This is a genomic window from Streptomyces sp. NPDC005266, from assembly GCF_040607655.1.
In the GTDB taxonomy this organism is placed as follows: domain Bacteria; phylum Actinomycetota; class Actinomycetes; order Streptomycetales; family Streptomycetaceae; genus Streptomyces.
In genome coordinates this window covers 284,105-308,659 of record NZ_JBEXHC010000005.1, presented here as the reverse complement: position 1 = coordinate 308,659, position 24,555 = coordinate 284,105, and the positions used below count along the sequence as shown (strand labels likewise).

At 71.6% G+C, this 24,555-nt stretch carries 26 protein-coding genes and 1 riboswitch; of the genes, 12 read left to right on the top strand and 14 right to left on the bottom strand.

Annotation, left to right across the window (positions count from 1 at the left end):
• Positions 1 to 52: 52 nt before the first annotated feature.
• Positions 53 to 301, top strand: coding sequence for a hypothetical protein (locus ABZU99_RS12625; protein ID WP_355939229.1), 249 nt, complete (start codon positions 53 to 55; stop codon positions 299 to 301).
• Between the two features lie 78 nt (positions 302 to 379).
• Here ABZU99_RS12625 and ABZU99_RS12620 read toward each other — a convergent pair whose 3' ends face one another.
• Positions 380 to 658 carry a DUF397 domain-containing protein gene (locus ABZU99_RS12620; RefSeq protein ID WP_356046756.1) on the bottom strand — a complete coding sequence of 93 codons (279 nt, stop codon included), beginning with the start codon at positions 656 to 658 and terminating at the stop codon, positions 380 to 382.
• On the bottom strand, positions 642 to 1,466 hold the full coding sequence (locus ABZU99_RS12615; protein WP_356046758.1) for a helix-turn-helix transcriptional regulator: 825 nt from the start codon (positions 1,464 to 1,466) through the stop codon (positions 642 to 644). The genes ABZU99_RS12620 and ABZU99_RS12615 overlap by 17 nt, the downstream gene beginning before the upstream one ends.
• An 89-nt stretch (positions 1,467 to 1,555) precedes the next feature.
• Here ABZU99_RS12615 and ABZU99_RS12610 point away from each other — a divergent pair, with 89 nt between their 5' ends.
• From ABZU99_RS12610 to ABZU99_RS12600, 3 genes are all read left to right on the top strand, one after another.
• A complete protein-coding gene (locus tag ABZU99_RS12610; protein WP_355939241.1) occupies positions 1,556 to 1,960 on the top strand; it encodes an ATP-binding protein in 405 nt (134 codons plus the stop codon).
• 65 nt (positions 1,961 to 2,025) lie between these two features.
• Complete coding sequence (locus ABZU99_RS12605; protein WP_355939244.1) at positions 2,026 to 3,378, top strand: class II 3-deoxy-7-phosphoheptulonate synthase; 1,353 nt, start codon at positions 2,026 to 2,028, stop codon at positions 3,376 to 3,378.
• A gap of 121 nt (positions 3,379 to 3,499) precedes the next feature.
• Complete coding sequence (locus tag ABZU99_RS12600; protein ID WP_356046760.1) at positions 3,500 to 3,760, top strand: (2Fe-2S)-binding protein; 261 nt, start codon at positions 3,500 to 3,502, stop codon at positions 3,758 to 3,760.
• A gap of 17 nt (positions 3,761 to 3,777) precedes the next feature.
• Here ABZU99_RS12600 and bfr read toward each other — a convergent pair whose 3' ends face one another.
• Positions 3,778 to 4,257 carry a bacterioferritin gene (gene bfr, locus ABZU99_RS12595; protein WP_355939250.1) on the bottom strand — a complete coding sequence of 160 codons (480 nt, stop codon included), beginning with the start codon at positions 4,255 to 4,257 and terminating at the stop codon, positions 3,778 to 3,780.
• 158 nt (positions 4,258 to 4,415) lie between these two features.
• Between bfr and ABZU99_RS12590 the strand changes: the two genes are divergently transcribed.
• Positions 4,416 to 5,039, top strand: a complete 624-nt coding sequence (locus ABZU99_RS12590; protein ID WP_355939252.1) for a sulfite oxidase-like oxidoreductase — start codon at positions 4,416 to 4,418, stop codon at positions 5,037 to 5,039.
• A gap of 32 nt (positions 5,040 to 5,071) precedes the next feature.
• Here ABZU99_RS12590 and ABZU99_RS12585 read toward each other — a convergent pair whose 3' ends face one another.
• Both ABZU99_RS12585 and ABZU99_RS12580 read right to left on the bottom strand, forming a co-directional pair.
• The gene (locus tag ABZU99_RS12585; protein ID WP_356046864.1) at positions 5,072 to 5,548 is read right to left on the bottom strand and encodes a DUF4396 domain-containing protein; all 477 of its coding nucleotides are present in this window, start codon (positions 5,546 to 5,548) and stop codon (positions 5,072 to 5,074) included.
• 86 nt (positions 5,549 to 5,634) lie between these two features.
• The gene (locus ABZU99_RS12580; protein WP_356046763.1) at positions 5,635 to 6,510 is read right to left on the bottom strand and encodes a deoxyribonuclease IV; all 876 of its coding nucleotides are present in this window, start codon (positions 6,508 to 6,510) and stop codon (positions 5,635 to 5,637) included.
• Positions 6,511 to 6,575: 65 nt separating this feature from the next.
• On the opposite strand from ABZU99_RS12580, the gene ABZU99_RS12575 reads away from it, so the two are divergent.
• Positions 6,576 to 7,373, top strand: a complete 798-nt coding sequence (locus ABZU99_RS12575) for a maleylpyruvate isomerase family mycothiol-dependent enzyme (RefSeq protein WP_356046765.1) — start codon at positions 6,576 to 6,578, stop codon at positions 7,371 to 7,373.
• 15 nt (positions 7,374 to 7,388) lie between these two features.
• On the opposite strand, the gene pknB is transcribed toward ABZU99_RS12575, so the two are convergent.
• From pknB to thiO, 5 genes are all read right to left on the bottom strand, one after another.
• Positions 7,389 to 9,308 carry a Stk1 family PASTA domain-containing Ser/Thr kinase gene (gene pknB, locus ABZU99_RS12570; RefSeq protein WP_356046767.1) on the bottom strand — a complete coding sequence of 640 codons (1,920 nt, stop codon included), beginning with the start codon at positions 9,306 to 9,308 and terminating at the stop codon, positions 7,389 to 7,391.
• 96 nt (positions 9,309 to 9,404) lie between these two features.
• Positions 9,405 to 9,857, bottom strand: coding sequence for an SRPBCC domain-containing protein (locus ABZU99_RS12565; RefSeq protein WP_355939263.1), 453 nt, complete (start codon positions 9,855 to 9,857; stop codon positions 9,405 to 9,407).
• 204 nt (positions 9,858 to 10,061) lie between these two features.
• Entirely contained in the window at positions 10,062 to 10,907 is an 846-nt protein-coding gene (locus ABZU99_RS12560) for a thiazole synthase (protein WP_355939266.1), read from the bottom strand.
• Between the two features lie 7 nt (positions 10,908 to 10,914).
• Positions 10,915 to 11,133, bottom strand: a complete 219-nt coding sequence (gene thiS, locus ABZU99_RS12555; RefSeq protein WP_355939269.1) for a sulfur carrier protein ThiS — start codon at positions 11,131 to 11,133, stop codon at positions 10,915 to 10,917.
• On the bottom strand, positions 11,130 to 12,365 hold the full coding sequence (gene thiO, locus ABZU99_RS12550) for a glycine oxidase ThiO (RefSeq protein ID WP_356227807.1): 1,236 nt from the start codon (positions 12,363 to 12,365) through the stop codon (positions 11,130 to 11,132). Before thiO ends, thiS begins: the two co-directional genes overlap by 4 nt.
• Positions 12,363 to 12,474: riboswitch (TPP riboswitch) on the bottom strand. It overlaps the preceding gene by 3 nt.
• Positions 12,475 to 12,651: 177 nt before the next feature.
• On the opposite strand from thiO, the gene ABZU99_RS12545 reads away from it, so the two are divergent.
• The 5 genes from ABZU99_RS12545 (at position 12,652) to ABZU99_RS12525 (ending at position 17,841) form a co-directional block, all read left to right on the top strand.
• Positions 12,652 to 13,914, top strand: coding sequence for an FAD-dependent oxidoreductase (locus tag ABZU99_RS12545; protein ID WP_356046865.1), 1,263 nt, complete (start codon positions 12,652 to 12,654; stop codon positions 13,912 to 13,914).
• Positions 13,915 to 14,018: 104 nt separating this feature from the next.
• Positions 14,019 to 14,384 (top strand): Rv2175c family DNA-binding protein, encoded by a 366-nt coding sequence (locus ABZU99_RS12540; RefSeq protein ID WP_355939275.1) that lies wholly within the window; start codon positions 14,019 to 14,021, stop codon positions 14,382 to 14,384.
• A gap of 112 nt (positions 14,385 to 14,496) precedes the next feature.
• The gene (gene thiE, locus ABZU99_RS12535) at positions 14,497 to 15,147 is read left to right on the top strand and encodes a thiamine phosphate synthase (RefSeq protein ID WP_355939277.1); all 651 of its coding nucleotides are present in this window, start codon (positions 14,497 to 14,499) and stop codon (positions 15,145 to 15,147) included.
• A gap of 736 nt (positions 15,148 to 15,883) precedes the next feature.
• The gene (gene metF / locus ABZU99_RS12530) at positions 15,884 to 16,801 is read left to right on the top strand and encodes a methylenetetrahydrofolate reductase [NAD(P)H] (protein WP_355939279.1); all 918 of its coding nucleotides are present in this window, start codon (positions 15,884 to 15,886) and stop codon (positions 16,799 to 16,801) included.
• Positions 16,802 to 16,842: 41 nt separating this feature from the next.
• Positions 16,843 to 17,841 carry a hypothetical protein gene (locus ABZU99_RS12525; protein WP_356046773.1) on the top strand — a complete coding sequence of 333 codons (999 nt, stop codon included), beginning with the start codon at positions 16,843 to 16,845 and terminating at the stop codon, positions 17,839 to 17,841.
• A gap of 49 nt (positions 17,842 to 17,890) precedes the next feature.
• Here the strand turns inward: ABZU99_RS12525 and ABZU99_RS12520 are convergent, their stop codons facing one another.
• The 4 genes from ABZU99_RS12520 to ABZU99_RS12505 all read right to left on the bottom strand — a co-directional run bounded on the left by ABZU99_RS12520 (position 17,891) and on the right by ABZU99_RS12505 (position 23,444).
• The gene (locus tag ABZU99_RS12520; protein WP_355939284.1) at positions 17,891 to 19,444 is read right to left on the bottom strand and encodes an NAD(P)/FAD-dependent oxidoreductase; all 1,554 of its coding nucleotides are present in this window, start codon (positions 19,442 to 19,444) and stop codon (positions 17,891 to 17,893) included.
• Positions 19,445 to 19,889: 445 nt separating this feature from the next.
• Positions 19,890 to 20,537, bottom strand: a complete 648-nt coding sequence (locus ABZU99_RS12515) for a TetR/AcrR family transcriptional regulator (protein ID WP_355939286.1) — start codon at positions 20,535 to 20,537, stop codon at positions 19,890 to 19,892.
• Positions 20,538 to 20,572: 35 nt separating this feature from the next.
• Complete coding sequence (locus tag ABZU99_RS12510) at positions 20,573 to 22,657, bottom strand: YhgE/Pip domain-containing protein (protein WP_355939288.1); 2,085 nt, start codon at positions 22,655 to 22,657, stop codon at positions 20,573 to 20,575.
• The gene (locus ABZU99_RS12505; protein WP_355939291.1) at positions 22,629 to 23,444 is read right to left on the bottom strand and encodes an ATP-binding cassette domain-containing protein; all 816 of its coding nucleotides are present in this window, start codon (positions 23,442 to 23,444) and stop codon (positions 22,629 to 22,631) included. Before ABZU99_RS12505 ends, ABZU99_RS12510 begins: the two co-directional genes overlap by 29 nt.
• A gap of 183 nt (positions 23,445 to 23,627) precedes the next feature.
• Between ABZU99_RS12505 and ABZU99_RS12500 the strand changes: the two genes are divergently transcribed.
• Positions 23,628 to 24,161, top strand: coding sequence for an SAV_6107 family HEPN domain-containing protein (locus ABZU99_RS12500; protein ID WP_355939293.1), 534 nt, complete (start codon positions 23,628 to 23,630; stop codon positions 24,159 to 24,161).
• Positions 24,162 to 24,555: the final 394 nt, after the last annotated feature.

Sequence of the window (24,555 nt, the reverse complement as noted above, 5' to 3'; positions counted from 1 at the left end):
GGACTGCGTGCCAGCAACGTGAGCGCAACCGTGCGGTCGGGTCAACGCCGGCATGCTGGAGAGGCAGAAGGGTCCGAACGACCGGCGGATTACCCGGTTGAAGCCCACACTCAAGGCGGAACAGGGCATGGCTCTGATCGAGAACGCCTGGGGGGAGATGCTCGCCAAGGCGCTCGCCACGCTCACTGAGGAGCAGCGTGCCTCATTGGCGGCGTCGGTTCCGGCACTGGAAGCGCTGAAGGCAGCCCTCAAGCAGGCCGAGGCCGACTGTAAAAGCGGGACAGACTACATGGACATCTGAGGCCGGACGGCGGGCCGCGACGGCGCGGGCCCGCCCCGGGCCGTCGCAGGATGCTTCTGCTTTAACGCGGTGCTGTGGTCAGAGCTTGCCGCTTGCGGTCGCGGCTACGAAGTCGGCGAAGGCGGCGGGGGAGAGCAGCAGGGTGGGGCCGTAAGGGTTCTTGGAGTCCCGGATGGCCACCTGGTGGATGGGTATTGCGGCCACCTCGACGCAATGGCCGCCGGTGTCACTGCTGTAGCTGGACTTGCGCCACGTGGCGCCGCCGAGTGCGGCGCACTCCACGCATTCGTTGCCTATGTCGCTGCTGTAGCTGGACTTGCGCCACCGTGCCTCGGTCGGCTCAGGGTTGCACTCCATAGCGTTCCTCCATCACCTCGGCGATCAGGTCAGCCGAGTCCTGTACGGACAGCGCGGCAGCCTGAAGGTGAGCGTAACGAAGGGTAAGGGCGATGACATCCTGCGGGTTGGCGTGCAAGTGGCCCGAGATGTAGTCCTCGTTGTAAGCGAGGTCCGGGCCGTTTTCGAAGCGGAAGAGCGTGAATGCGCCTGGAGTGCCCGCGTGCGCTCCAGCCGTGTACGGCAGTACTTGGATGTGCACCCACGCGTGGTCGCGGAAGCTCAACAGGTGAGCCAGTTGGTTGCGCATCACTTCCCGGCCGCCGACCTCTTGGTGTAGGGCAGCCTCGCCTAAGACCGCCCAAAGCAGTAGCGGGTTGGCCCGCTCCAGGGCGCGCTGGCGCTCCATTCGGTTCGCCACCCGCGAGTCGAGGTTGTCCTTGCGGAGCACGCCGAGTACAGCTCGCGCGTACTCCTCGGTCTGTAGCAGGCCGTTCACCGTTGCCAGCTCGAAAACGAACTTCTGGGAGGCTTGGGCTTCCAGCTCGGCATACTGCTTGATGCCCAGCGGTACTTGGAAGCTCAGCGCCATCTTCAGCAGCCGCAGCAACGCCCCATTCGTGCCCAGCGCCGTATCCAGCCGCGCCGTAGTGTCCGGGGTCGGGATCTTGGCAGCCGTCTCGTACTGACCGATGAGTGATCCCGTGCAGTAGACCCTCTCGCCGAGCTCGCTCTGTGTGAGCCCCGCTGATTCTCGATACCGGCGCAGTTCCGTCCCGAGGTAGTGCATCGGAGACCTGGTGGGATCCAACTTTCGGATGTTCGGCACGGGCGGCTCCCTGGATCAGCACAGCCAACGACCAGCGCGTTGTGTTCGCGTCGTAGCCGACGGTAATCGACTGGATCCACCCTTGTGGCGTGAACAAAGACATCGCGTACCCCCCGCCGCAGTACCACCTCACCCTGACCGCCATGTCCCCGCACGCCGCCCGCCACCTCCGCCGCCTCCTCCGCGTCTTCCTGGCCACGTGGGACATGCCTCACCTCTCCGAGCCCGCCGAGCTGGCGATGACCGAGCTCCTCGCGAACGTGATCCGGCACGTACCCGACCGCACCTGCACCGCCCTCCTCCTCGCGGAGCAGGGCAAGCTGCGCGTGGAGGTGGGGGACACCTGGCCCGGCCTGCCCGCGAAAGCAGCCGCCGGGCCCTGGGACGAGCAGGGCCGCGGGCTGGCGCTGGTGGAGCTGATCACGGACGCGTGGGGCGTGGAGCAGACGCCCGGCAGGCCGGGGAAACGGGTCTGGTTCGAGCTCAAGGGGTGACGGCGGGCGTCTCACCCCTTGGGCGGCGGGATGGACCACGGTAGGGACCCCGTAACCTTGACCGGGTGACCGTGAACGCTGAAACCCACGACGCCGGTGGCCACACCTGGCAGTCTCTTCCCGCGGCGCAGCAGCCTGACTGGCCGGACCAAGCGGCTCTGCGCGAGGTAATCGCTGAGCTCGAGTCCTATCCGCCGCTCGTCTTCGCGGGCGAGTGCGACGCGCTGCGGCACCGCCTGGGAGCCGTCGCGCGGGGTGAGGCGTTTCTGCTGCAGGGCGGGGACTGCGCCGAGGCCTTCGACGGTGTCAGTGCCGAACAGATCCGTAACAAGCTCAAGACGCTCCTCCAGATGGGCGCCGTGCTGACCTACGCCGGGTCCGTCCCGGTGGTGAAGGTGGGCCGGATCGCCGGTCAGTACAGCAAGCCGCGCTCGAAGCCGACCGAGACCCGCGACGGGGTGACCCTGCCGACGTACCGCGGTGACTCCGTCAACGGGTTCGAGTTCACGGCGGAGGCGCGGATCCCGGATCCGCAGCGGCTGAAGCGGATGTACCAGGCGTCGGCGTCCACGCTGAACCTGGTGCGGGCCTTCACCACCGGTGGCTACGCGGACCTGCGCCAGGTGCACGCCTGGAATCAGGACTTCGTGAAGTCGTCGCCGTCGGGTCAGCGCTACGAGGCGCTGGCGCGCGAGATCGACCGGGCGCTGAACTTCATGAACGCCTGCGGGGTGGACCCGGAGGAGTTCAAGACGGTGGAGTTCTTCTCGTCGCACGAGGCGCTGGTCCTCGACTACGAGACGGCGATGACTCGTACGGACTCGCGGACCGGCGATCTGTACGACGTGTCCGGGCACATGGTGTGGATCGGTGAGCGGACCCGGCAGCTGGACGGGGCGCACATCGAGTTCGCGTCGAAGATCCGTAACCCCGTGGGCGTGAAGCTCGGCCCGACGACGACGCCGGAAGAGGCGCTGACGCTGATCGAGCGGATCGACCCGGACCGGGAGCCGGGCCGGCTGACCTTCATCACGCGGATGGGCGCGGACAAGGTCCGCGACAAGCTGCCCGACCTGGTGGAGAAGGTGACGGCGTCCGGGGCGCAGGTCGCGTGGATCTGTGACCCGATGCACGGCAACACCTTCGAGGCGGCGTCCGGGCACAAGACGCGCCGCTTCGATGACGTGCTGGACGAGGTCAAGGGCTTCTTCGAGGTCCACAAGGAGCTCGGTACGCATCCGGGCGGCATCCATGTGGAGCTGACCGGCGACGATGTCACGGAGTGCGTGGGCGGCGGCGACGAGATCTTCGTCGACGATCTGCACCAGCGTTACGAGACGGCGTGTGACCCGCGGCTGAACCGGAGCCAGTCGCTGGACCTGGCGTTCCTGGTGGCGGAGATGTACCGGGACCAGTAAAGATTGTTTACGCAGGTGGGGCGCGGATCACAGGGATCCGCGCCCCACTGCGTTGTATGGGTCCAGCTCGGCGAGTAAGGTAAGGGTTACCTCACTGATCAACGGCAACGCTGGAGAGTCCGTGTACGTCTGCTCATGCTTCGGCATCACCGAGAAGCAGGTGCGCGATCACGCAGAAAAGGGCGCGTGCACCCCGCGCCAGATCGCCGGTGCCTGCAAGGCCGGCACGGACTGCGGATCGTGCGTACGGAAGATCCAGGCGCTGCTGGGGCGCGGTGCGTGCCCGCGGCGCGAGGCGGCGCTTGACCCGGTCGTCCTGGCGACGGCGACGTCCACGTCCACGACGACCGCCGCGGCCACCGTCTCCGCCGAGGCCGCCTGATCAGTGGCTCTGATCAGTCAGTCGCCCGGCTGCTCGATCTGCTGGGCGATGTAGAGCGGCTCACCAAGCTTCTCGATCAGCGCGAGCTGGGTGTCGAGATAGTCGATGTGCAGTTCCTCGTCGGCCAGGATGTCCTCGAAGATATTGGCCGAGGTGATGTCTCCCTTGGACCGCATCAGCTCGATGCCCCGCTTGAGGCGGTCGATGGCCTCGACCTCCACCTGCCGGTCGGCCTGGAACATCTCCGTGACCGTCTGGCCCAGGCGGACATGGAAGAGCCGCTGGTAATTGGGCAGGCCGTCCAGGAGCAGAATCCGGTCGGTCAACAGCTCCGCGTGCTTCATCTCATCGAACGACTCCGACCGGGTGTATTGCGCCAGCCGGGTCCATCCGAAGTTGTCCTGCATCTTCGAGTGCAGAAAGTACTGATTGATCGCCGTCAGCTCGCCGGTCAGCTGCTCGTTGAGGAACTCGAGGACCTCGGGGTCGCCCTGCATCGGAGGGGCTCCTTCCATCCGAATGGGAACGGCAGGTTCCGCGCATCGTCGCATCGCCCCTGGTAGGGCGTCCAGTAAGTGCACGCTTAGTGCGAGTTGCCCCGGAGTGTTGATGCCCTGGTCATGACCACCCCCGTCGGTCTGAGACCATGGAAGTCATGAGCCAGTCGGAAAGCCGCGCGGGGGAGCTCGCGAAGCTGCCTCCGGGGCAGCGACTGCAGCGCGGTTGGCCGGTTACGCACTATGGGCCGGTCCCGAAGTTCAGGCCGGACCGGTGGGAGTTCCGCGTCTTCGGTGCCACGGCGGACGGCGAAAAGCACTGCTGGACGCATGAGGAGTTCTCGGCTCTGCCGTACTCGACGCTCGTGGCCGATCTGCACTGCGTTACGAAATTCAGCATGCTCGACGCCGAATGGGGCGGGGTAGCGGCCGGCGAGCTGGTGGCCTTGGCCCCGCCGGCGCCCGATGTCACGCATGTGATGGTGTGGGCGGAATACGGCTTCAGCTCGAATCTGCGGCTGTCGGACTTCACGGCGGAGACGACGATTTTCGCCACGCACAAGGACGGCGAGCCGCTGACGGCGGAGCACGGATTTCCGGTGCGGCTGGTCGTACCGCACCTCTACGCCTGGAAGGGGCCGAAATGGGTCCGGGGCGTGGAGTACATGAGGGCTGACCGCCGCGGCTTCTGGGAGGAGCGCGGCTACCACAACGTCGGCGACCCCTGGACCGAGCAGCGCTACTCCTACCAGGAGGAACCGGGCGAGGGCCCGGAGTTCTAGGGCGCTCCCGGGCCGTCGTATCAGTCGTCGCATCAGTGGTACTGGTGCACCACCGCGTGGCCCTTGCCCTTCCCGATCATCCACTTGTTGACCGGCGTCGTGACGACGAAGGCCACCAGGAACGACAACGCCAGGCTGCCCCAGAAGAGCGCGTCCGAGAGCGTCGCGTCCATCGCGCCCGGGAAGGCCAGGATCGTCGCGTTGTCGACGATCTCCATGATCAGGATCGACACCGTATCGGCGGCCAGCGCCACCCGCACCGCACTCCGCAGATCGAGCCCCGCCCGCAGCACCCCTCGCATCGTCAGCGAATAGCCGAAGACGAAGGCGAGCGCGATCGCCAGGGCCATGGTCGGGGCGTTGTGCCAGGAGAGGGCCGTGCCGATGGCCATGCCCACGATCTCGCCGATGGCGCAGCCGGTGAGGCAGTGCATGGTGGCCTGAGCGGCCATGGGCCATGTGGCCGAGGCGGGTGCGGGTGCGCCGTGCGTGTGCTCATGCTGCCGCATGTCCATACCCCCAGGGTCGTCACCGTTCCCTCGACGGGGGAACCCTGTACCTCCAGGGGGTATTCCTCAATGCGCCGGGCGCGCCCCTACGCCACCCCGGCGCGCAACTCCTTGAGCCGGGCCACATCCGCCGCGTGCCCCTGCGTACCGCCCGGGGTCTCGATCACCAGCGGCACCCCCTCCGTCGCCGGATGCGTGAACAGCTCACGGAACGGCTCCGCCCCGATATGCCCGGCACCGATATTGGCGTGGCGGTCCTTATGGGCCCCGACGACGTCCTTGGAGTCGTTGGCGTGGATCAGCTTCAGCCGGCCCGCACCCGCCACCGTCACCAGCTCGTCCAGCGTCGCCTTCATCCCGCCCGAGTCGGCGAGGTCGTGGCCCGCCGCGAAGACATGGCACGTGTCGAGGCAGACGCCCAGCCGGGGGTGGCGGTCCAGCGCCTCGAAGTACGGGCCGAGATCCTCCATCAGCGCGCACAGCGAGGTGCCCTGTCCGGCCGTCGGCTCCAGCAGCAGCCAGGGGTCGTCCTCATGGGTCAGCTCGTCCAGCAGCGGCAGCATCCGCTCACGCACCTGGGCGATCGCCGTCGCCCGCTCGCGCCCGCCGGTCGCGGAGCCGGTGTGGACGACGACGCCGAGCGCCCCGATGTCCCGGCCGCGCCGCAGCGAATGGCGCAGGGACTCCACGGAGCGCTCGGCGGTGGCCGGGGTGTGCGAGCCGAAGTTGATCAGATACGGGGCATGGACATACGCCGGTATGGACTTCTCTGCGCAGGCGGCGCGGAACGCCTCGTCCTGGGCCGGGGTCCCGAGCGGGGTGGCCCAGCCGCGGGGATTGGTGACGAAGACCTGGACGGCCTCGGCGCCGATCTCCTCGGCATGGGCCAGCCCGACGGTGGCCAGGCCGCCGGCGACGCGGACATGGCCGCCGATGGGGTTGCGGTTGCGGTGCGTACTCACAAGTACAGGATCCCAGGCGGGCACGGCCGCCCGCGGTGCCGGTGGTCGCCCCTACTGTGACGTACATGACTCTGCTGAGCTATGAGCGCCGCTGTTCCGAGATCGTCGCGCAGACCGAGCTGCTGCGGTCCACGATCGAGGGCGCGGACCTGACGGTCCCCGTGGACTCGTGCCCCGGCTGGAACCTCGGCCAGCTGCTGCGCCACCTCGGCGGCACCCAGCGCTGGGCCGAGGAGATGGTGCGGACCCGGGCGACGGGGCCCGCCCCCGAGGCGCACTTCCGCGACCTGTCCCCGTACGCCGACGAGGACCCGGCCGTGGTCGCCCCCTGGTTGTCCGAAGGCGCCGAGCGGCTGGCGGAGACGCTGCGCGAGGCCGGGACGGGCCTGGAGCTGTGGGCGCCGGTCCCGGCCCCCGAGGGAGCCACGGACTTCTACGCGCGCCGCTTCACCCACGAGACGGTCGTCCACCGGGCCGACGCGACGCTGGCGCTCGGCGCCGAGTACACCGTCGACCAGGAGGTCGCCCTCGACGCCCTCGACGAGTGGATGGAGCTCGGCTCACTGCCGATGCACTTCGAGACCCACCCCTGGATGCGCGAACTGCTCGGCCCCGGCCGCACTCTCCACTTCCACGCCACCGACACCGCCCCCGAGGCGGCGGCGGAGTGGGTGGCCGACCTCACCGGCGACGCCATCGTCTGGCGCCGCGCACACGAGAAGGCGGCGGTCGCGGTGCGCGGACCGCTGACCGAGCTGCTGCTGCTCATCTACAAGCGGCGCCCGGCCCGCGGTGAGGACATCGAGATCCTCGGCGACGAGAAGCTGCTCGACTTCTGGCTGGAGCGGGTCAGCTTCGGGTGACGGTGACCCGTCCCGTCAGAAGACGCCGCCCTTGACCTTGATCGTGATCGTGCTCCCCTTGGGCGCCTTCTCCCCGGCGTCCACCGACTGGTCCTTCACCTTGTCCCCGGAGAACAGCAGCGGCTTGTCGACGTCGACCTCGAAGCCCGCCGACTCCAGCTCGGCCTTCGCGTCGTCCACGCTCATGCCCTCGACATCCGGCACCTCGATCATCTGGCGGCCCTTGGAGACCGTCAGCGTCACCGTGTCGCCCTCGGCGCCCTGGCCGCCCGAGGGGGACTGCTCGGCGATCGAGCCCTTGTCCTCCTCCGAGAACACCCGCTGCTGCGCGAGCTTCACCTTGAAGCCCCCGTCACGCAGCGTGGACCGGGCCTCCTCGACCGAGTCGCCCACGACATCGGGGATGTCGAGCCGCCGGCCCTTGCTGACGACGATCGACACGGCGGTGTCCGGGCGGCGCACGGAGCCGGAGTCGGGGCTGGTGGACAGTACCGTGCCCTGAGGCGTCTCACTGCTGAAGCTACGCGTCACCTTGCCCACCGAGAGACCCGCGTCCGCGATCTTCCGCTTCGCCTCGGCCAGCGGCCTGCCCACCACATTGGGCACCTCGGCCCGGGGCGGACCCTGGGAGACCCGGATGGTCACGGTGCCCGTGTCGCGGATGCGCTCACCGGCGCCGGGCTTGGAATCGATGACCTTGCCCTTGGGCACGACATCGCTGAACTCCGAGACGACCTTCACCTCCAGACCGGCGCCGTGCAGCTTCTTCTCCGCCTCCGCCTGGGTCTTCCGCAGAACCGGCGGCACCTCGGTGAACTGCCCGGAGTTGATGTACCAGACCCCGGCGCCGATGCCGAGCACCAGCAGTACGGCGGCCACCACCAGCAGCACCGGGCGGCGCGGCCCGCGGCGCCCGGTGCGCCCCGTGCGCCGCGGCGCCGGGCGGTCAGGGGGCAGCTCCAGCCGGCTGGTGTGGTTCAGCTGCTGGTCAGCGGCGGTCGCGGGGCGCGGGATCACCGTCGTACGGTCCTCCGAGCCGCCCGAGACGTCCTCCCTGGCCTGCGGCGGCATCGCGTCCAGCTGCGCGTCGGTCAGCGCGGCACGGGCCGCGCGGGCATGGCCGAGCAGCGCGACGGCGTCGGCGGGGCGCAGCTCCACATCGCGCGCGGTGGCGGACACGACCAACGCGTCCAGCTCCGGGGCGACCTCGGGCGCGGCGCCGGACGGCGGCGGGACGTCCTCGTTGAGGTGCCGGTAGAGGACCTGCGCCGGGGTGCTGCCGCCGTGCGGCTTGGAGCCGGTCAGCATCTCGTAGAGCACGACGCCGCACGCGTAGACATCCGCGCGGGTGTCGGCCGTGCCGTGCTCGATCTGCTCGGGCGCCAGATACGACACGGTGCCCAGGACAGTGCCGGTGGAGGCGCTGGTGTTGGTGTCCACCGCCCGGACCAGCCCGAAGTCGGCGACCTTGACCCGGCCGTCGTCCCCGATGAGTACGTTCTCCGGCTTCATGTCGCGGTGCACGAACCCAGCGAGGTGGGCCGCCCCCAGGGCGGCCAGCACCGGCTCCAGGATGTCCAGCGCGGCGCGCGGCTGCAGGGCGCCGCGCTCGCGCAGCACATCACGCAGCGTGCACCCCGCGACGTACTCCATGGCGAGGTAGACGTGCGGCCCGTCCGTCCCCTGGTCGTAGACGCCGACCACGTTGGCGTGCGCGAGCCTGGCGACGGACTTGGCCTCGCGGATGAAGCGCTCGACGAAGGCGGCGTCGGTCGCGAGGCTCTGGTGCATCACCTTCAGGGCGAGCACGCGGTCGAGTCGGGTGTCGACGGTCCGGTAGACCGTCGCCATCCCGCCCACGGCGATGCGCGCCTCGACGCGGTAGCGGCCGTCGAGCACCTGCCCGACGAGGGGGTCCTGGAGGGTCGTATCCACGACGGCAGTCTACGAGCCATGGCCCCGGGGCAGGACCGGCCGCCCCAGGTGGGACCGGTACTGCGACCGAACAGTGACACCGGTGCGTCAGTTGCGTCAGTTGTGCGACGCGGCGGCGATCGCGGCCAGCTCCTCCAGCGCGGAGGTCCAGGCGAGGGTGGCGGACGAGGCATGCCTGGCCTTGGCCTCATCGGGGACTGCCAGGGCCTGGATACCGCTCTCGGTGAGCCGGAGGCGGGTGCCCTCGCCCTCCCAGGAGAGCGAAAACTCGACGAGGGTGGCGTGGTCGGGAGCCTGCGGAGCGTGATCGGGCTCATGGGCCAGCCGGAAGCGGAAGAGGGTGTCGGGGATCGCCCTCTCGACCTTGCCGTGGAACTCTCCGTGCTCATCCCAGCGGAAGCGGAGGGTCCCGCCGGGGTGCGGGTCGATCTCGCAGCCGGCCGGGGCGTACCAGGAGCGGATGTGCTCGGGCGTGGTCAGGACCCGCCACACCCGGTCCAGCGGCGCCCGTACGTAGATCTCCCGCTCGATCCGGTCGGCCACCTGCATGGAGACCACCTCCGCCTCCCACGGTAGGGAAAGTCCAGCCCATCCGGCGAGGGCAGCCGGCCCCTCTGGCGAGGACAGGCCGGTGCCTCCGGCGAGGGCAGCGAGCCCCTCCGGCGAGGACGGGCCGGTGCCTCCGGCGAGGGCAGCGAGCCCATCCGGCGAGGACAAGCCGGTGCCTCCGGCGAGGACGGCGAGCCCATCCGGCTAGGTGAACGCCGGACGCTCCGGGTCGAGGGCCGGCAGGCCCTCGGTCGGGGTGGACGCGTGAGCGAAGTGGCGGCGGGGGATCCGCCCCGCCCGGTACGCCAGCCGCCCCGCCTCCACGGCACTCCGCATCGCCCCCGCCATCAGCACCGGCTCCTGTGCCCGGGTCACGGCGGAGGCGAGCATCACCGCCGCGCACCCCAGCTCCATGGCGAGCGCGACGTCCGAGGCCGTGCCCGCCCCCGCGTCCAGGATCACCGGCACCGTGGCCCGCTCGGTGATCAGCTGGAAGTTGTGCGGATTGCGGATGCCCAGTCCGGAGCCGATGGGGGAGCCCAGCGGCATGATCGCGGCGCAGCCGACGTCTTCGAGCTTGCGGGCCAGGACCGGGTCGTCGTTCGTATAGGGCAGGACGGTGAAGCCGTCGTCGACGAGGATCTCGGCGGCGTCCAGGAGCTCGATGGGGTCGGGGAGCAGGGTGCGCTCGTCCGCGACGACCTCCAGCTTCACCCAGTCCGTGCCGAGGGCCTCGCGGGCGAGGCGGGCGGTCAGGACGGCCTCTCCGGCGGTGAAACAGCCCGCCGTATTGGGCAGGGGCCGGATACCGTGCCGGTCCAGTACGGAGAGCACCGAGCCCCGCACCGTGGGGTCGAGCCGCCGCATCGCGACGGTGGTCAGCTCGGTGCCGGAGGCGAGGAGCGAGTGCTCCAGGATCTCCAGGCTGGGCGCGCCGCCCGTGCCCATGATCAGGCGGGAGGTGAACTCGGTCCCGGCGATGGTCAGCGGATCGGGCGCGGTCAGCGAAGCGGTGGTGGTCGCGGCGTCGGCCGTTGTGGTCTGCGTCATGAGGGGATCAGCCTCCTTGGACCGCGGTGAGGACCTCGACGCGATCGCCGTCGCCGAGCGGGGTCGTGGGCCATTGGGTGCGGGGTACCACCGTCTCGTTGACGGCGGCGGCGACGCCGGAGGGTGCCTGGGTGAGGGTCGCGACGAGCCGGTCGAGGGTGGTGCCGTCGGGGACCTGGCGGGGCTCCCCGTTCACGGAGACGGTCATCCGGGCGGTGACGCTCATACGGGCTGCTCCTGTGGGGCGAGGGGCGCGGGGGCCGACGGGCGGCCGGCGGGGGGCGACGGGTGCTCGGCCGCGAAGCGGTGCGGGGAGAACGGCCGCGCGTGTGGCGGGAGTTCTCCGCCGGTCAGCGCCTCGGCCATGACATCGCCCGTGATGGGGGTGAGAAGGACGCCGTTGCGGTAGTGGCCGGTGGCCAGGTGCAGCCCCGGGAGCGCGGTCGGGCCGAGCAGCGGGGCGTTGTCGGGGGAGCCGGGGCGCAGCCCGGCGCGGGTCTCGACGAGGGGGAGTTCGGTGATGCCGGGCACCAGCTCATGGGCGTCGCGCAGCAGCTCGTACACACCGCCCGCGGTGACCGTGGTGTCCCAGCCCAGCTCCTCGGTCGTCGCGCCGACGACCAACTCGCCGTTCTCACGCGGGACCAGATAGACATGCCCGCCGCGCACGATGGCCCGTACCGTCCGGGAGAGGAACGGCGCGTACGGGCCGGGCACGGACAGTCGCAGCACCTGGCCCTTGACGGGCCGTACCGGCGGCAGGACGGCCTCGGGGACGCCCGCGAGGCGGCCGCTGAGGCTGCCGGCGGCCAGGACGGTCCGCTCGGCGGCCAGCCGCGTCCCGTCGGCCAGCTCGGCGCCCGTACTACGGTCGCCATCGAGCGTCAGCCGCTCCGCCCGGTCCCGGTGGAAGACGACCCCGGCCCGCTCGCACGCGACAAGCAGCGCCGCCGCCAGCCGCCGTGGATCGACCTGGTGGTCGCCGTCGACGCGCAGCCCCCCGCGTACGCCGGGCGCGAGCATCGGCTCCAGACGGCGGCATTCGCGCCCCGTCAGCCACTGCGACTCCAGCCCGTGCCGCTGCTGCAGTGCGTGGAGCTCCCGCAGATGGGCGCGGTCGTCGGCGTCGAGCGCGACGGCGAGCGTGCCGCAGGCGCGGTAGCCGACGTCCTTACCGCTGGCCTCCTCCAGCTCTGCCACGAAGTCCGGATAGCGGCGCGCGGAGGCCAGATTGAGGCCGAGCAGCGTCTGCTCGCCGTAGTGGAGCTCGGTGACGGCCGCCAGCATCCCGGCCGCGACCTGGGCGGCTCCGCCGCCGGGCGCCGGGTCGGCCACGGCGGTGCGCAGCCCCCGCTGGACCGCCCGCCAGGCCGTGACCAGGCCGATGATGCCGCCCCCGATGACCAGGGCGTCATAGGTGGCGTCATGGGTGTCGTCACGTCCGTGTGGTGCGTGCACGGGCACGCTGCCCCTCCCTTCGCCGGCATGACCCGGATCAGGTTCGTACGGTCGGAGGCCGGCCAGCCTCCCTCTCAGCCCGGTGCGCCGGGCTCCCGCGAGTGCTCTGTCCCGCCACCCTAGTACGCGGCCCGAGGGGCGGAAAGTGCGGCCCGGGCCCCTGCCGTACGGCCGGTGTACGGCAGGTGTACGGCCGGTCGGTCTGTGCCCGAGATCTCGTCACGCGCTCTGCGGTCCGCCCCACCTGCCGCAATACAGTGATCGTGTGAGCGATGAGACGACGACAATGAAGACGGCGTCCTCGGGTGGCAGCGGTGGCGGCAGCAGCGTCGGCAGCGGGCAGCGGGTGGTGATCGTCGGCGCCGGCATGGCGGGGGTGCAGACGGCCGTCGCGCTGCGCGAGCAGGGCTGGGCGGGGGAAATCATCCTGCTGGGCGCGGAGCCCCACCAGCCGTACGACCGGCCGCCGCTGTCCAAGGCCGTCCTGCTCGGCAAGGCCGAGGGGTCCGCGTTCGATGTGGACTTCGCCGCGCTCGGTATCGGGCTGCGGCTCGGCGTCCCCGTCACCGGCCTGCGCACGGACGAGCGGGTGGTCGAGACCGAGGCCGGGCCGGTGTCGTACGACGTCCTGGTGATCGCCACCGGGGCCGAGCCGATCCCGCTGCCCGGCAGCGAGGGCGTGCCCGGCGTCCATCTGCTGCGCACCCTGGACGACGCGGAACGGCTGCGCCCCGTGCTCGCCCGGCAGCACGAGATCGTGGTCGTGGGGGCGGGCTGGATCGGTGCGGAGTTCGCGACGGCGGCCCGCGAGGCAGGCTGTGCCGTGACCGTCGTCGAGGCCGCGGACCGGCCGCTGACGGGCGCCCTCCCGGCCGAGGTCGCCGGCTATATGGCCCACTGGTACGCGGACTACGGCGCCACGCTGGTCACCGGCGCGCCGGTCAGCGCCGTGGACGAGAACGGGCTGCTGCTCGGCGACGGCACCCGGCTGCGGGCGGGCGCGGTGGTCGTCGGGATCGGGGCACGGCCCGCCACGGACTGGCTGACGGGCTCGGGCGTCGAACTGGCCACGGACCGGTCCGTGGCCGCCGACGAGCGGCTGCGGACCTCGGTGCCGGACGTCTACGCGGTCGGCGACTGCGCGTCCTTCCCGTCCACCCGGTACGGGACCCGGCTGCTGGTGCACCACTGGGACAACGCGGTGCAGGGGCCGCGGACCGTGGCGGCCAATGTGGTGGGGAGCCGGACGGCCGCCCACTACCCCGGTTCGGTCTACGACCCGGTGCCGTATTTCTGGTCGGAGCAGTTCGGCCGGTTCGTGCAGTACGCGGGGTACCACTCGGGGGCCGACGAACTGATCTGGCGCGGCGATCCGACGGGCGCCGCGTGGTCGGTGTGCTGGCTGCGCGAGGGGGCCCTGGTCGCCCTGCTGGCCGTCGGCCGTCCGCGCGATCTGGCCCAGGGACGGAAGCTGATCGAACGAGGGGCGCGGCTGGACCGCGAACGGGCCACGGACCCCTCGGTGCCGCTGAAGTCGGCCGTTCTGTGACCGGTCGGTGACGGCGGGGGCGGTGGTCCCGGGACCCGGGCGGGACGGCCCGCGCGGCGGACACCCGGCTACCGACTGTCGGTCCCGGATGGCAGGCTTGTTCCGTGACCGAGATTGACGCAAAGATCGATGCTCTCGTCCCCGCCTGGCTCACCCTCCCCGACGTCGCCGAACGGCTGGGCGTCGAAGTGACGCGCGTCCGGCAGCTGGTCAAGGAGGGCCAGCTGATCGCGGTGCGCCGTGGCGAAAACCGGGTGCTCCAGGTGCCCGAGGAGTTCATCGGTGACGGAAAGGTCGTCAAGGGCCTCGTGGGGACCTTGACGCTTCTGAAGGACGACGGCTTCAGCGATGAAGAGATGCTGGAGTGGCTCTTCACCCCCGACCCGACCCTGCCCGGCACCCCGGCGCAGGCCCTGCGCGAGAATCGCGGCACGGAAGTGAAGCGCCGGGCCCAGGCACTGGCCGTCTGACGCCGCACCCGCACCCGCACCCGTACTCGTACTTGAACGACCGAGGCGTACGGGCCGGTCCGGATCATCCGGCCCGGCCCGTATGCCGCCGACCCGGGGGGAAGCCGACCTCATGGCCGCCGCCACCGCACGTGAACAGCTGGCCGACGCCCGGCTCTACCTGTGCACCGACGCCCGCAAGCGCCAGGGCGACCTGCCGCGGTTCCTCGACGCCGTCCTGGGCGCCGGGGTGGACATCGTCCAGCTCCGGGACAAGGGCATGGAGGCGGCCGAGGAGCTGGAGCACCTCGCGGTCTTCGCCGACGCCTGCCGCCGGCACGGCAAGCTCCTCGCCGTCAACGACCGGGCCGATGTGGCCCACGCCATCGGCTCCGATGTGCTCCATCTGGGCCAGGGCGACCTGCCGGTGCCCGCGGCGCGCGCGATCCTCGGCGACGAGGCGCTGATCGGGCGCTCCACGCACACGGAGGCGGAGGTGGACGCGGCGGCCGTCGAGCCCGGCGTCGACTACTTCTGCACCGGCCCCTGCTGGCCCACCCCCACCAAGCCGGGCCGCCCCGCCCCGGGGCTCTCCCTGGTCCGCTACACCGCGGCGCTGCGGCCCGCCCGCCCGTGGTTCGCGATCGGCGGCATCGACGCGTCCAACCTGGACGAGGTCCTGGCCGCGGGCGCCCGCCGCGTCGTGGTGGTCCGCGCCATCACGGAGGCCGACGACCCGGCGGAAGCGACGGCCTCCCTGGCCAAGCGGATCCGCGCTTCGTAACCGGGCTCCCGGGCCCCGCCCGGGCCTGCGCACCGGGCCCGCCCGGGCCTGCGTACTGGCCCTTGCCCGGGTCTGCGTACCGGGCCCCGCCCCGGTCTGCGGCCTTCGGGCGTTGCCCGGGTCTGCGCACCGGGCCCCGCCTGGGCTTCCGCCCCGGACCCCGCCCGGGTCTGCGGCCTTCGGGCCCCGCCCCGGGCCTGCGGCCTTCGGGCCTTGGCCGGGCCTGCGCACTGGCGCTTGCCCGGGTCTGCGTACCGGGCCTTGCCCGGGTCTGCGCACCGGGCCCCGCCTGGGCTTCCGCCCCCGGCCCCGACTGAGGCTCCGCCCCGGACCCCGCCCGGGCCTGCGGCCTTCGGGCCCCGCCCTGGCCTGCGACCGGCCCTTGCCTGGCCTGCGACCGGCCCTTGCCCGGGTCTGCGCACCGGGCCCCGCCCGGGCCTGCGCGCTCCGGCAAGGCATGGGCTTCCGCCCCCGGATGCCGGCTGGGCTTCCGCACCCGGCCCCGACTGAGGCTCCGCCCCGGACCCCGCCTGCCTGTGCCCTTCGGGCCCCGCTTCGGCGAGCTCAGGTGGCCTGGGAGCCGGGGCTGCGCCCCGGTCCCGGTTGGCCGGGACGGGGCCGTTAGGTTGAACCGCAGGTGTCCCCGGGTGTCCGCACTACGGACAAGGAAGCGACAAAAGGGCAATATCACCGCCTCCGGGTGGGCGTGGCCCACCCCGGTGGATAACCTGCCCGTATGGCCCTAGGCACCGCTTCCACCAGGACCGATCACGCACGAACCGTGCGTGATCTACTCGCATCGGGCGAGCAGTCGTATTCCTTCGAATTCTTCGCCCCGAAGACGGCGAAGGGCGAGCGCACGCTGTGGAACGCCATCCGTCGGTTGGAAGCCGTCTCGCCGACCTTCGTCTCCGTGACGTACGGCGCCGGCGGCTCCTCCCGTGAGGGCACCGTGCGCGCCACCGAGCGCATCGCGACGGACACCACGCTCACGCCCGTCGCCCATCTGACCGCGGTCAACCACTCCCGGGCCGACCTGCGCAACATCATCGGCCAGTACGCCGACGCCGGAATCCGGAACATGCTCGCGCTGCGCGGCGATCCGCCGGGCGATCCGATGGGCGAATGGGTCCGGCACCCGGACGGGGTCACCTACGCCGCCGAGCTGGTCCGGCTGATCAAGGAGTCGGGAGACTTCTGCGTCGGCGTCGCCGCGTTCCCCGAGATGCACCCGCGTTCGACGGACTGGGACACCGACATCCGTCACTTCGTCGACAAGTGCCGCGCGGGCGCCGACTTCGCCATCACGCAGATGTTCTTCTGCCCGGAGGACTATCTGCGCCTGCGGGACCGGGTCGCCGCCACGGGCTGTACGACGCCGATCATCCCTGAGATCATGCCGGTCACCAACGTCAAGCAGATCGAGCGGTTCGCACAGCTCAGCAACGCCGCCTTCCCGCCCGAGCTCGCGGAGCGGATCCTGGCGGTCAAGGATGACCCGGCGGCTGTACGCTCGATCGGGATCGACTACGCGACGGAGCTGTGCGCGCGGTTGATGGCCGAGGAGATCCCCGGGCTTCACTTCATTACCTTGAACCACTCCCCGGCGACGCTGGAGATCTACGAAAATCTGGGACTGCATCAGCGGTCCTGACGACGGCAGCCGACAGGCGGCCGCACGAGTGAGGGGCGGGCATGGGCTGGACGGTCCTCTATATCGCTTTCGGCGTCGTCGCGCTGTGGTTGCTGGGTGAGGTGCTCCTGCAATACAAGGCGCGGCTGCGCTGGAGGCTGCTGGCGTTCGTCGGCTTTCTGGGTGTGGTCGTCGGGGTGCTGATCCCATCCGTGGTGGTGATCGGGATCGGCGCCGCCGCCTTCGCGGTCGGCCAGACGTATGTGACCCTCTCCTTCCGGCGCGGCTTCGCCGCCGGCTGGGCGCTGCGCGGCGGGCTGCCGGGGCTGCGCGGTGAGCGCGATGACAAGGACGCCCTGTCGCCCGAGCCGGACCCGGAGCCGATCCTCCAGGTATCGGACCTGGAGGCGGTGCCGGTCAAGCCGGCCGAGCCGCTCACGTACCAGCCGCAGCCGTTGCCTGACGACACCGGCGAGTACGGCGTCTACGAGGAGCCGTCCCCGTTCACCCCCGCTCCCGGCGCCTACCCTAACGACGCGGGCGGCGGCTACAGCCCGTACGAGACGTACGGCGGCTACGGCTCGCAGAACGACCAGATACAGGGTCAGATGCCGGGTGAGGGCCAGGGTTACGGCCAGGATGTGTACGCCGACGCGGCGCAGGCCGGGCAGTACGGCTACGGGAACGAGGCGTACGCGGCCTACGCCGACCCGTACGGCGGCGCCCAGCCCCAGGCCCAGCCGTACGGCCAGCAGCAGGCATACGGCCAGCAGCAGGCGTACGACCAGCAGCAGGCATATGGCCAGCAGCAGTACGCCGACCAGTACGCGGCGTACGGGCAGCAGGACCCCTACGGCGCCGGGGCCCTCGGCGGCGACCACTGGACGGCCGACGCCGCGTACCCCTCGCCGGACCAGGGGTACGACGTGATGCAGCCGGGCGGGCCCTGGGTGCCGCAGCAGCGCGAGGGCGATGCCCCGCAGCAGCCGGAGCAGCAGCCGTATCCGTACCAGCAGCAACAGGGCTACCAGCCGGGCTACGACGAGCAGTACCGCTACTAGAGCGGTACCAGTGGTGAGGCCGGGGCGCTTCCGCGCCCCGGCTACCGCGTTACCGAGAGCCCCGCCAGTCCTCGCCCTCCACGATCAGACCGGCCACCAGGGCGCCCGACATCCCCGCGTGGGCCGGCCCGCCACCCGGGTGGGACCAGCCGCCCGCCAGATAGAGGCCCGGGAGGCGGGTGAGGTTGGCGGGGCGCAGGAAGCGGCCGTCCGCTCCGGCGAGCGCCGGGCCGGGGACGGCGCCGCCCCTGGCACCGGTCTGTGTGCCGGTGTCGGCGGGCGTGCGGACCTCGTGCCACAGCAGCCGGTCCCGCAGCCCCGGTATGGCGGCCTCGGCGGCGGTGATCAGCCGGTCGGCGTACTGCTCGGCGGCGGTGCCGTCCATCCAGTCCACCGGCCCGTGCGGGGCGACGACCGCGGTGAGGGTGACGGCCTCATGGTCCTCGTCCGGCCGCACCGTGGGGTCGTCCGGGCGCAGCACGGTCACCGTGGGGCGGGGGCAGGGCTCGCGGAGGTCGTAGCCGTCGCCGAAGACGGCGGTCAACTCGGCCTCGCGGTCCGGGGTGTGGAGCACCGTCCGGTGCGCGGTCCCGTCGGGGCGGGCGCCGCGCAGGGCGAGAAAGACGGTCAGCCGGCCCGGAGTGCCGGTCCCCGGGCCGAGGTCCGGCCGTACGTCCCCGTCCCGCCAGGGCTCCTGGCCGCCGAGCAGCGGGGGCAAGAGCGCCGGATCCACGGCCGCGACCACCGCGTCGGCCTCCGCGACGGTGCCGTCGGCCAACTCCACGCCCGCCGCGCGGCCGTCCTTCTCGACGATGCCGGTGACCTCGGCCTGGAAGCGGAACTCCACCTTCCGCTGTCGGCAGCGCTCATGGAGCGCATCGGCGAGCGCCCGCATACCGCCGCGTACATACCAGGTGCCGAAGGTCTGCTCGACATAGGGCAGCACGGTGGCCGCGGCCGGGGCGGTGCGCGGATCCAGGCTGTGAGTGAGGGCGTAACTCTCCAGCAGCGCGGCGGCGCGCGGATCCCTCAGCTCACGCCGAGCCACCTCGGCGAGCGTGGGCGGCCCGGCCTCGCCCCGTCCGAAAAGCCCGCCGAACCAGCCGCGCCGCACAGGGACGGCAGGATACGGATCGCGGCCCAGGGCCTGCCAGTCGGCGCGCAGCGGCTCCTCCAGCAGCGGCCGGCGCGTGGCATCCCACACCTCCCGGGCCCGGTTGACCAAGTCGCTCCAGCGCTCGCCCGCGCCCGCGCCGAAGGCGCCGTCCAGTGCCTTGACCACCCCCGCGCGCGAGGCATTGGGCAGCCGCACCTCCGTACCGTCGGCGAACAGATGCCGGCTCGCGGGATCGACCTGGGTGAGCTCGACGCTCTGCTCCAGTGTCCGCTTGCCGGTCTTCACGAACAGATCCCGGTACACGGCGGGCAACTGCAGCAGTCCCGGCCCCGTATCGAAGCGGAAGCCGTCCCGCTCGAGGCGGCCCACCCCGCCGCCATGGGTGCTCCCACGCTCGTACACCACCACCCGGTGGCCCGCGACGGCCAGCCGGGCGGCCGCCGCCATGGCGCCCATCCCGGCGCCGATCACCCCAATCCGTGCCATGACCGCGACTTTATCCGCCGCCACCGACAGCCGGCCCCGCCGGGCGGGGGGAGAGACGCGTGGGGATGAGCGCGGGGTCCTGAGTACACATACTCAGTCGATGAGATGAGTAGCCGCGCGGATGGGGCACGACCCCCGCCGACGAGAGAGTGGAGCACACCGAAGGGCCGCGCGCCGCACCGCCGACACGGGGCGGCGGAACGGCGCGGCGGCCTGGACGGTACGGGGGTCCCCGGAGTTGTTCCCGGGGACCAGGAACGCTCCAGCCGGGGGAGAGAACGGGGGCCGGGGGGAGCGGGGGAACGGGGGGTACGGGGGAACGGGGGGGTACGGGGGGTACGGGGGGAGGCGCTGTTCCGGCGCAGGTCGATGGGGGATCGAACCGCGCCGGAACAGCGCCTTCTGCTCTCCGTCCGGATCACGGGTCAAGGTCGCGGGGTCCGGGTCACTGGCCCGGGGCGCCGGCGACGCCCTTGGCCACGGCTCCGGCACCCCCGACACGGCCCTGCAGCAGCCGCGACAGCGCCGCGTGCACATCGTCCAGCGACCGCTCCGGCTGGTACGACTGCCAGTCCAGCGCGGCGACCACCACCATGCCGAACAGCGCCGACGCCGTCAGCGGAATGTCGATGTCCGCACTCAGTTCCCGCGCGGTGACACCCTTCCTCAGCTCGCCCTCGATCACCGCTATGGCCCGCTGCCTGACCATCATCAAGGTGGACTGCCAGGCGCGGTTGGTGCGCCACAGCTCGGCCACGTACAGCTGGGTCAGCGACGGATAGCGGGAGATGAAGTCCAGCCCGGCCCGGACCATCGCGTCCAGCGCGCCCACATGGCTGCCGCCGCGCTCGGCGTTCTCGTCGGCGGCGCTCTGGAGCGAGGCGGTGAGCAGCTCCACGCCGTGCCGCAGCAGTTCCTCGAAGAGCACGGTCTTGCTCGCGAAGTTGTAGTACACCGTGCCCTTGGCCACCCCCGCCCGCTCGGCGATCTCGTCCACGGTGGTGGAGGAGAAGCCCTGTTCCGCGATCAGGGTGACCGCTGCTTCGAAGAGTTTCTGCCGGGTGGCCCGGCGGCGCGTGCTGCTGCTGTCCATGGCGCCGATTGTGCCCGTTGCCGAAGTGGTCCCGCTCACAGGCTCAGCTCCGGGTGCAACCGGTCCACCGACCACACCTGCCGGCGCCGGGCCGACCACGCGGTGAGAGCGAGGGAGGCAACGGTGAAGCCGAGCAGCACCCCGCACGCCGCCCACACCGGGCCGAGCCCGCCGCCCGTGATCAGCCGACGCAACCCGTCCACCACGTAGGTCATCGGCAGGAAGGGGTGGATGGCGTTGAAGAAGCGGGGGCTCGTCTGCACCGGATAGGTGCCGCCCGCGGAGGTCAGCTGGAGCATCAGCAGCGCCAGCACCAGGATCCGGCCCGCCGGTCCGAAGCGGGCGTTGAGCCACTGCACGATCGCCGTGAAGCAGGCCGCCACCAGCAACAGGAAGCCGATCGTGCCCGCCGCCCGGACCATCCGCAGGCCGATCGCCCAGTGCAACACGGCCATCAGGGCAAGCGTCTGGACCACCCCGATCGCGGCGACCGGCAGCCAGCCCGCGAGCGCCACGCGCGGGGAGGCGGCGCCCGCGGCCAGCGCGCGTCCGTTGAGCGGCTGGATCAGCATGTACGCCACCATCGCGCCGACCCAGAGGGAGAGCGGGATGAAGTATGGAGCGAAACCCGTGCCGTAGTTGGGTGCCTTGTGCATCGCGTGCTTGACGAGCTGCACCGGGTCCGACATCACCTCGGTGCGGGCGTCGCGGTCGTGCTTGTCGTAGTCGGGGATCTTGCCGGCGCCGTCGTGCAGTCCGCCGGACAGCTTGCCGGAGCCGTCGACGAGCTTGTACATGCCGCCGTTCAGCGTGTCCGCGCCGGTGCGCGCCTTGCCGACGCCGCTGTCGAGGTCGGACGCGCCGGTCTTGGCGGTGGTCAGACCGGTGTGCAGGGTGCCGGCGCCCTTGGCGACCTTATGGGCCCCGCGGTTGAGGGCGTTGATCTTCCGCACGGAGGTGTCGAGGTCGCTGCCGAGGTGCGGGGCGTTGTTCGCGAGCCAGGACGCCTTGTCGCTCAGATCGTCCAAGTGGGTGCCGAGGGTGTCCAGTTGGTCGGTGTTGTCCCGCACCAGCGTGTTGACGTCCTCGGCCACATCCGCGGCGGTGTCGGCCGCGGCCACCGACTTCTTCAGCGCGGGGCAGTCCGGATCGAGGGGCACCGCCCCCTCGCAGCGCGTCCGGTAGTCCGCGGCGAGGTCGTCGGACGCCTTACGGGCCTTGAGGGCCGCCGCGGAGGTCGTCTCGGGGAGCGTGTCGAGGTTGTCGGACGCCTTCTGGGACGCCCGGGCGACCAGCCGGGAGATCTCGGCGATCTCCTTGCCGTTCTTCTTGAGGAACGGGCCGACCTCGGCGGACACGTCGTTCGCCTTGTCGGCCAGCGTCTGGGTGCCGTCGGCGACCCCGCCCGCACCGGTCTCCAGCTTCCCGGAGCCCTTCTCGAGCTTGCCGAGCCCGGACTTCAGCTCGCGGCTGCCCTTCTTCGCCTTCGCCAGCCCCTTGGCGAGGTCCCCCGTCCCCTTCTTGGCCTTGCCGATGCCCTTTCCGAGCTTGTCGGCGCCCTTGGCGGCCTTCTCCGTCTCGCCGTGGATGTCGGAGAAGGAGATGAAGATGTTGTCGTAGAAGCCCCGGGACGCCTTGGTGGAGGCCGCGGCGCGGACCTCGGAGAAGACCGAGCGGGAGATCTGGCCGACGATGTAGTTGTTGGCGTCGTTCGTGCGCACCTTGAGGGCGCCGGTCTCCGGGGACTTGCCGGAGCTGGAGCCGATCTGCCGGCTGAAGTCCGAAGGGACGGTCAGCGACAGGTAGTACGTGCCGTCCGCGACGCCCTTACGGGCCTCCTCGGCGCTGACCCGGCGCCAGTCGAAGGTCTTGCTCTCGAGCAGCTTGTCGGTGAGGTCGTCGCCCGCGGTGAGCTTCTCAGCCTTCACGGTGGCCCCGGTGTCCGCGTTGACCAGCGCCACGGGGATCTTGTCGAGCTTGCCGTACGGGTCCCAGAAGGACCACAGATACAGCGCGCCGTAGAGCAGCGGCAGCAGGAGCAGGGCGGCGAGCGCCGCCCGCGGCAGCTTTCCCCTGCCGAACCGCTTCAGCTCAAGCGCGGCCAGTTTCGGCGAGCGCATCCGCCGCCCCTTCCTCGTCCTCGTCCGCTGTGCGGTCCTCTGTCTGGTCCCCGTACGGGGCCGTTTCCTCGACGGTCGCGGTCGAGACCACCACCGCGCCGTCCGGGGCCTGGCTGCAGACCGCGAGGACCGTGGTGCCACCCTCCGTGATCTCCCGCAGCAGCGCCCACGCTTGGCCGCGCTCGGCGTCCGAGAGCTTCATATCGGCGTCGTCGACCGCCAGCAGCCGCGGCCGGGCGATCAGCGCGAGCGCGACCGACAGCCGCAGCGCCTCCAGCCGCTCCAGGTCCCGTACGGCCGTACGCGGCCCCTTGGGCAGCGCGTCCAGGTCCAGTCCGGCCGTCGTGAGGGCCGCGTCGATCGCGGCCCGGGACGCGGCGGCCCGCTCCCGGCGCGGGCGCAGCAGCCCGCGGGGCGAGTCGGCGAACCGGCGCTGGAGCAGGGCCCGCTCGCGCAGATGCTCGGCGACCGTGAGCACCGGGTCGAGCTCCGTGACGCCGGGCACATGCGCCAGGGCACTGATCCTGCGTATACGCGCCATTTGTTGGGGAACACGCAAACCGTCGACGGTGGCCTGCCCGACGCCGGGGCGCATCCGGCCGGTGAGCGTGAGCAGCAGCGAGGTACGGCCCGAGCCGGACGCGCCCTCGACCGCGATCAGCGCGCCGGGTTCGGCGGCGATGTCCACGCCGCGGAACGCCCAGCCGCGCGAGCCCTTGACGCCGAGGCCCTCGGCCGTCACCGCCGCCCCGGCCGCCTCGTCTGGGGTGTCCTCCACACGAACCACTCCCCTTGAAATTTGAACTGACCGGTCAGTACAGAAACAAGTATGGGGCACGGCCGGGGAGTTCGGGCCGTCGGGGTCGTTCGCGCAGGTCAGGTCGATTGTCAGTGGTGTGTCCCACGATGGGGTCATACGGCGGTCGCTCTACCACAAGATCGGCCGCCACGCGACGACAGGAGGTTCGTCATGGCCAGTACCGCCGCAGCGCGCCGGCACCGTGCCGCCGCCCCTGCCCCTTCGTTGACCGGCCCCGCGAGCGATGTCCACCCCGTGCTGCGCCGCGCGGGCGCTCCGCCCGCCGCCCTCGACCTGCTCACCCAGGCCCACCAGGGGCTGGAGGAGGCCGCCGGGCTCGAGCCGGCCAACGAGCGCTTCGCCACCGCCCATCTGGCCGCCCTGCGCACGGCCGCGGCCGTGCTCGCCGTCCGCGGCCGCCCCGAGTCCTCGGCGCGCCGCCGCGCCCGGATCCGCAGCGCCTGGGAAGTACTGCCGGAAGTCGCACCCGAACTGACCGAATGGAGCGCCTTGTTCTCCTCCGGCGCCGACCGCCGGGCCCGCGCCGAGGCGGGCATACAGGGCGCGGCCAGCAGCCGCGACGCGGACGACCTGCTGCGCGCCGCCGCCATGTTCCTGCGCCTGGTCGAACGCATGCTGACGCTCCAGCCCGCATTGCCCCAGCAAACACCCCCGGGTGACGACCCGGGCCCGACCGGCGCCTAAGGCCCCGCCCGGCCCGGCGGTTGGCGTGGGCAGGCGGGGGCCAGGCCGGCGGGCGGGCCGGGATCCGAGCGTGGGTGTGGCGCGGGCTTGGGTCCAAGTGCCCAGCCCGGCCGGACAGGTGAGGTGGGTGGGGCCCAGCGCGGTGTGGGCCGGGTTGGGGCCTGGGCGAGTGCTCGGCCGGGCCTCGGGTATGGGCCCGTTCCGATGCCTGGGGTGGGTGTGGCGCGGGCTTGGGTCCAAGTGCGCAGCCCGGCCGGACAGGTGAGGTGGGTGGGGCTCCAGCGCGCGAGCCGTGCGGACGCCTGGGCGTGCGCCCGGCCGGGTCCGCGCATGGGCCTGCCCGACGCCTGGGCGTGCGCCCGGCCGGTCCGCGCATGGGCCTGCTCGACGCCTG